The following is a 5,538-nucleotide window of genomic DNA, read 5'->3' on the forward strand; positions in this document are numbered from 1 at the left end:
GTCCTGCCCGTCGGCGGCGGCCACCTGCGCGGTGAGGGCGGCCCGGTCGGGCAGCGCCACCTGACCGGCGTAGACCGCGGCGGCGCTGACCTCGCTGGCTGCCCGGGTCGTACGGGGTGCCGTCGGGCGGGCAGCAGGCCGCCTCCGTGCACAGGTACGACCAGTACCGGCCGTCGGTCACCCGCATCACGTCGAGCACGGTCAGGCCGGCCGTGCTCAGTGCGGCGCGTACCGCGTCGACGGTCGGGGTGACCCGGTCGGCCGGGCCGTATCCGATGACGGTGGCGGCGTCGGCGTCCTGCCGGCCGAGGACGCGCCGAGGTGGTCGGCGGGCAGCCGGGGGTCGGCGCCACGGTCGGGCAGGTCGGCGCGGGCGGCGAAGACGACCCGCTGGGCGCGCATCGCCACCACGACGACGCTGTCGGCGGGGTGGAAGCCGAGCAGGTACGGCACGGCGGCGAGCAGGTCGGCGGGCGAGCGGACGGTGAGCCGGGGGCGGTCGGTCGCGGTCATGCCGGCAGCCTGCGACCCGGGGCGCGCGCCCGACAGGCCCTGTGGACGACACACGGGTTGTCCACAGACACGGAGAGTGTTCCCGCAGGTCGGCGCAATCCGGCACGTCGCGCCGGGCCCTCCTCGTCGCACGGAGCGGCTACCTTGCGCTGATGGACCTGGCGTACCTGCGGACGCATCCGGAGCACCTGCCGACGTTCCTGACCCACCAGCGGATCCGGGAGACGCCGGTCTCCGGCGGGGACGTCTGCGCCGCCTCCCGGCTCACCCTGGACGACGGCCACTCCGTCTTCGCCAAGAGCTGGCCGGAGCGGGCCGACCGACCGGTGCCCGAGGGCTTCTTCGCCACCGAGGCGGCCGGGCTCCGTTGGCTGCGCGCGACGGGCACGGTGGCCGTACCCGAGGTGGTGGTGGCCCTGCCCGAGCTGCTGGCGCTGGACTGGGTGGAGCCGGGCGAGCCGTCCCCGGAGGCGGCCGAACGGTTCGGCCGGGAGCTGGCCGGGATGCACCGGGCCGGGGCGTCCGCCTTCGGTGCCGACTGGCCCGGCTTCATCGGCCCGCTGCCGCAGGACAACACCCCCGACGAGGGCCCCTGGCCGGACTGGTTCGCCCGGCGTCGGCTGCTGCCGTACCTGGCGCTGTCGGTGGACGGCGGCGCGCTCGGTGGCGCGGACGCCGCGCTGGTGGAGCAGGTCGTCGCCCGGATCGGCGAGTTCGGCGGCGCCGAGCCGCCGGCCCGGGTGCACGGCGACCTGTGGCCGGGGAACGTGCTCTGGGGCGCGGACGACCGGGCCTGGCTGGTCGACCCGGCCGCGCACGGCGGGCACCGGGAGACCGACCTGGCCCAACTGGCCCTCTTCGGCGGCGCGCCACACCTCGACCGGATCGTCGGCGCCTACCGGGAGGAGTGGCCGCTGGCCGACGGCTGGCGGGAACGACTGCCGCTGCACCAGCTCCACCTGCTGCTGGTGCACACCGCCGCCTTCGGCGCGGCGTACCGCGATGCGGTCACCCGGGCCGCCCGAGCAGCGCTCGGTGGGACCGACCGCGCTACGGTCGACGGGTGACCGCCGCCCCGCCCGCCGAGGGCGTCCTCGTCGACCGGTACGGCCGTGTCGCCCGGGACCTACGGGTCTCGCTGACCGACAAGTGCAACCTGCGCTGCACGTACTGCATGCCGGCGGAGGGTCTGCCCTGGCTGGCCGGGCCGCAGCTGCTCAGCGACGACGAGATCGTCCGGTTGGTCCGGGTCGCCGTGGAACGGCTCGGGGTCACCGAGGTCCGCTTCACCGGCGGCGAGCCGCTGATCCGGCCGGGGCTGGCCGGCATCGTCGCCGAGGTGGCCGCGCTGACCCCCCGCCCCCGGATCTCCCTCACCACCAACGGCATCGGCCTGGACCGGCTCGCCCCCACGCTGCGCGCGGCCGGGCTGGACCGGGTGAACGTGTCGCTGGACACCCTGGACCGCGACCGGTTCAGCCGGCTGACCCGGCGAGACCGGCTGGCCGACGTGCTCGCCGGGCTGGCCGGTGCCGCCGCCGCCGGGCTCACCCCGGTGAAGGTCAATTCGGTGCTGATGCGGGGCGTCAACGACGACGAGGCCCCGGCGCTGCTGCGGTTCGCCCTCGACCACGGCTACGAGTTGCGGTTCATCGAGCAGATGCCGCTGGACGCCCAGCACGGCTGGGACCGGGCCACCATGGTCACCGCCGACGAGATCCTCGCCTCGCTGGCCGGCGCGTTCGCCCTGACGCCCGACCCGGCCGAGCGGGGCGCGGCCCCCGCCGAGACCTGGCTGGTCGGCGGCGGACCGGCCCGGGTCGGCGTGATCGCCAGCGTCACCCGCCCGTTCTGCGGCGACTGCGACCGGACCCGGCTCACCGCCGACGGCCAGATCCGGGCCTGCCTCTTCGCCACCGAGGAGTCCGACCTGCGCGGCGCGCTGCGCGGCGGGGCGGACGACGCGGAGCTGGCCCAGCGCTGGCAGGTGGCGATGCGGGGCAAGCGCGCCGGGCACGGCATCGACGATCCCACCTTCCTGCAACCGGCCCGGCCGATGTCCGCGATCGGAGGCTGAGCCGTGGACCTCACCGTCCGCTACTTCGCCGGGGCCCGGGCCGCCGCCGGCCGCACCGAGGAGACCGCATCCGCCGGCCGGTCGCTGGACGAACTGGTCGGTGACCTCGCCGAGCGGCACGGGCCGGGGCTGGCCGCCGTGCTGGAGGTGGCGAGTTTCCTGGTCGACGGGGTGCGCTGTCATGATCGTGGGACACCGTTGCCGGCCGGGGTCACGATCGACGTGCTGCCCCCCTTCGCGGGCGGCTGAGAAAGGGCTGGCATGTTGGCGACTCTGGCGTTCGTGGCCACGCTGGCTCTGATCATCGGCTTGATCCACTTCTACCTGTGGAAGCGGCTGGTCAAGGACACCACCCGGCCCGGACGGTGGCGGCGGATCGGCGCGGTCGCCGCGCTGCTGCTGGCGCTGCTCGTACCGGCGACGATGGCCGGCACCCGGGCGGTCTGGGCGTTCTGGCTGGCCTGGCCGGGCTACCTCTGGCTGGCGGTGATGTTCTACCTGCTGGTCCTGCTGCTGGTGCTGGAAGTGCCGATGGCGGTCGCCCGGCTGGTGCTGCGCCGCCGGACGCGATCGCCGAGTCGACCGCCGCGCGCCGGAGCCGGTGCTGGTCGGGGCGGCGGGCACCGCGACCCGCCGGCCATCGAGGCGGTGGACCAGCCCGACCACGACGCCTCGCGCCGGCTGCTGCTGGCCCGGGGCGCGGCGATCTTCGCCGGGCTCACCGCGGCCGGCGTCACCGGCTACGGCGTCCGGGTGGCGACGGGCCCGCCCGAGCTGGACCGGGTCCGCATCCCGCTGGCGAAGCTGCCGCGCAGCATGGACGGGCTGCGGATCGCCACCGTCTCCGACATCCACCTCGGCCCGCTGCGCGGGCGGGAGCACACCGAGCGGATCGTCGCCGCGATCAACCGCCTCGACGCCGACCTCGTCGCGGTCGTCGGCGACCTGGTCGACGGCTCGGTCGCCGAACTGGGCGAGGCCGCGGCGCCGCTGCGCGGCCTGCGTTCCCGCTACGGCAACTTCTTCGTCACCGGCAACCACGAGTACTACTCCGGGGTGGAGGAGTGGGTCCAGGAGGTGGACCGGCTCGGCCTGCGGGTGCTACAGAACCAGCGGCAGGAGATCCGCGCCCGGGGCGGCGTGCTGGACCTGGCCGGCGTCAACGACGTGACCGCCGCCGGCACCGGCCTGGCCGCGCCCGCCGACTACGCGGCCGCGCTCGGCGACCGCGACCCGAGCCGCCCGGTGGTGCTGCTGGCCCACCAGCCGGTCGCCGCGCACGAGGCGGCGAAGTTCGGCGTCGACCTCCAGCTCTCCGGGCACACCCACGGCGGCCAGATCGTGCCGTTCAACCTGGCCGTCAAGCTCCAGCAGCCGGTCGTCTCCGGGCTCGGCGAGGTGGACGGCACCAAGGTGTACGTCACCAACGGCGCCGGCTTCTGGGGCCCGCCGGTGCGGGTCGGCGCCCCGCCGCAGATCACCCTGGTGGAGCTGCGCGCCCCATAGCGCGGCCGGGCAGCGGAGTCCAGGACCGGATTGCTCTTCTCACGCGTACGCGTGGCGGCGGGCGGGTGATGGACCGGCCGTGACAGGATGCGGCGTGCCTCCGTTCAGCGCCGCACCCCCCGGTGGCGTCCCGCCGTTCGTCGCGGACCTGCACATCCACTCGAAGTACTCGCGCGCGTGCAGCCGCGATCTCACCCTGCCCAATCTCGGCTGGTGGGCCCGGCGCAAGGGCATCGGCGTGCTCGGCACCGGGGACTTCACCCACCCCGCCTGGTACGACCACCTGCGCGAGACGCTGCACCCGGCCGAGCCCGGGCTCTACCGGCTCGCCCCGGAGGCGGAGCGAGACATCGCCCGCCGGCTCCCGCCCCGGCTGGCCAGCGAGGCGGAGACCGACCCGGTCCGGTTCATGCTCAGCGTGGAGATCTCCACGATCTACAAGCGGGACGACCGGACCCGCAAGGTCCACCACCTGATCTACCTGCCCGACCTGGACGCGGTGGCGCGGTTCAACGCGGCCCTGGGCCGGATCGGCAACCTCGGCTCGGACGGCCGGCCGATCCTCGGCCTCGATTCCCGGGACCTGCTGGAGATCACCCTGGAGGCCAGCGGCGACGGCTACCTGGTGCCGGCGCACATCTGGACGCCCTGGTTCTCCGCGCTCGGCTCGAAGTCCGGCTTCGACGCGATCGCCGACTGCTACGCCGACCTGGCCGAGCACGTCTTCGCGGTGGAGACCGGCCTCTCCTCCGACCCGGAGATGAACTGGCGGGTCGGCAGCCTGGACGGCTACCAGCTCGTCTCGAACTCCGACGCGCACTCCCCGCCGGCGCTGGCCCGGGAGGCGACGGTCTTCTGCGCCGACCGCGACTACTTCGCGATCCGCGAGGCGCTGCGCACCGGCGACGGGCTGGCCGGGACGATCGAGTTCTTCCCGGAGGAGGGGAAGTACCACGCGGACGGGCACCGGCTCTGCGGCGTCAACTGGTCGCCGGAGCGGACCCGGCAGGCCGGTGGACGCTGTCCGGAGTGCGGCAAGCCGCTGACCGTCGGCGTGCTGAGCCGGGTCGAGGAGCTGGCCGACCGGCCGGCGGGGCACCGCCCCGCGCACGCCCGCGAGGTCACCCACCTGGTGCCGCTGGCCGAGATCCTCGGCGAGATCAACAAGGTGGGTGCGCGGAGCAAGAAGGTCGAGGGGAAGCTCCACGAGCTGGTCGCCGCGCTCGGCCCGGAGCTGGAGATCCTCACCCGTACTCCGCTGGACGAGATCGGGCGGGTCGGCGGCGAGCTGCTGGCCGAGGGCATCGGCCGGCTGCGCCGCGGCGACGTCCGCCGGGTGCCGGGCTACGACGGCGAGTACGGCGTGATCACCCTCTTCGACCCCGCCGAGCTGGGCGCGAAGGCCACCGGGGCGCAGGCGGAGACGCTCTTCGACGTACCCG

5 protein-coding genes and 1 pseudogene are annotated in these 5,538 nt (G+C 75.0%); 5 read left to right on the plus strand and 1 reads right to left on the minus strand.

The window, feature by feature from the left end; all coding sequences use genetic code 11:
- Positions 1 to 513 (minus strand): annotated as a pseudogene (locus tag JNW89_RS39050) (DUF4192 domain-containing protein); the annotation flags it as partial.
- Positions 514 to 665: 152 nt separating this feature from the next.
- On the opposite strand from JNW89_RS39050, the gene JNW89_RS26215 reads away from it, so the two are divergent.
- From JNW89_RS26215 to JNW89_RS26235, 5 genes are all read left to right on the plus strand, one after another.
- Positions 666 to 1,580, plus strand: a complete 915-nt coding sequence (locus JNW89_RS26215; RefSeq protein WP_238450975.1) for a fructosamine kinase family protein — start codon at positions 666 to 668, stop codon at positions 1,578 to 1,580.
- The gene (gene moaA / locus JNW89_RS26220) at positions 1,577 to 2,590 is read left to right on the plus strand and encodes a GTP 3',8-cyclase MoaA (RefSeq protein ID WP_238450977.1); all 1,014 of its coding nucleotides are present in this window, start codon (positions 1,577 to 1,579) and stop codon (positions 2,588 to 2,590) included. The genes JNW89_RS26215 and moaA overlap by 4 nt, the downstream gene beginning before the upstream one ends.
- Positions 2,591 to 2,593: 3 nt before the next feature.
- A complete protein-coding gene (locus JNW89_RS26225; protein ID WP_238450979.1) occupies positions 2,594 to 2,839 on the plus strand; it encodes a MoaD/ThiS family protein in 246 nt (81 codons plus the stop codon).
- 12 nt (positions 2,840 to 2,851) lie between these two features.
- Positions 2,852 to 4,096, plus strand: a complete 1,245-nt coding sequence (locus JNW89_RS26230; protein WP_238450981.1) for a metallophosphoesterase — start codon at positions 2,852 to 2,854, stop codon at positions 4,094 to 4,096.
- Between the two features lie 94 nt (positions 4,097 to 4,190).
- Positions 4,191 to 5,538: endonuclease Q family protein (locus JNW89_RS26235; protein ID WP_238450982.1), on the plus strand; the 1,348-nt coding region annotated here is incomplete at its 3' end.

Source organism: Micromonospora sp. 4G55, assembly GCF_016803375.1.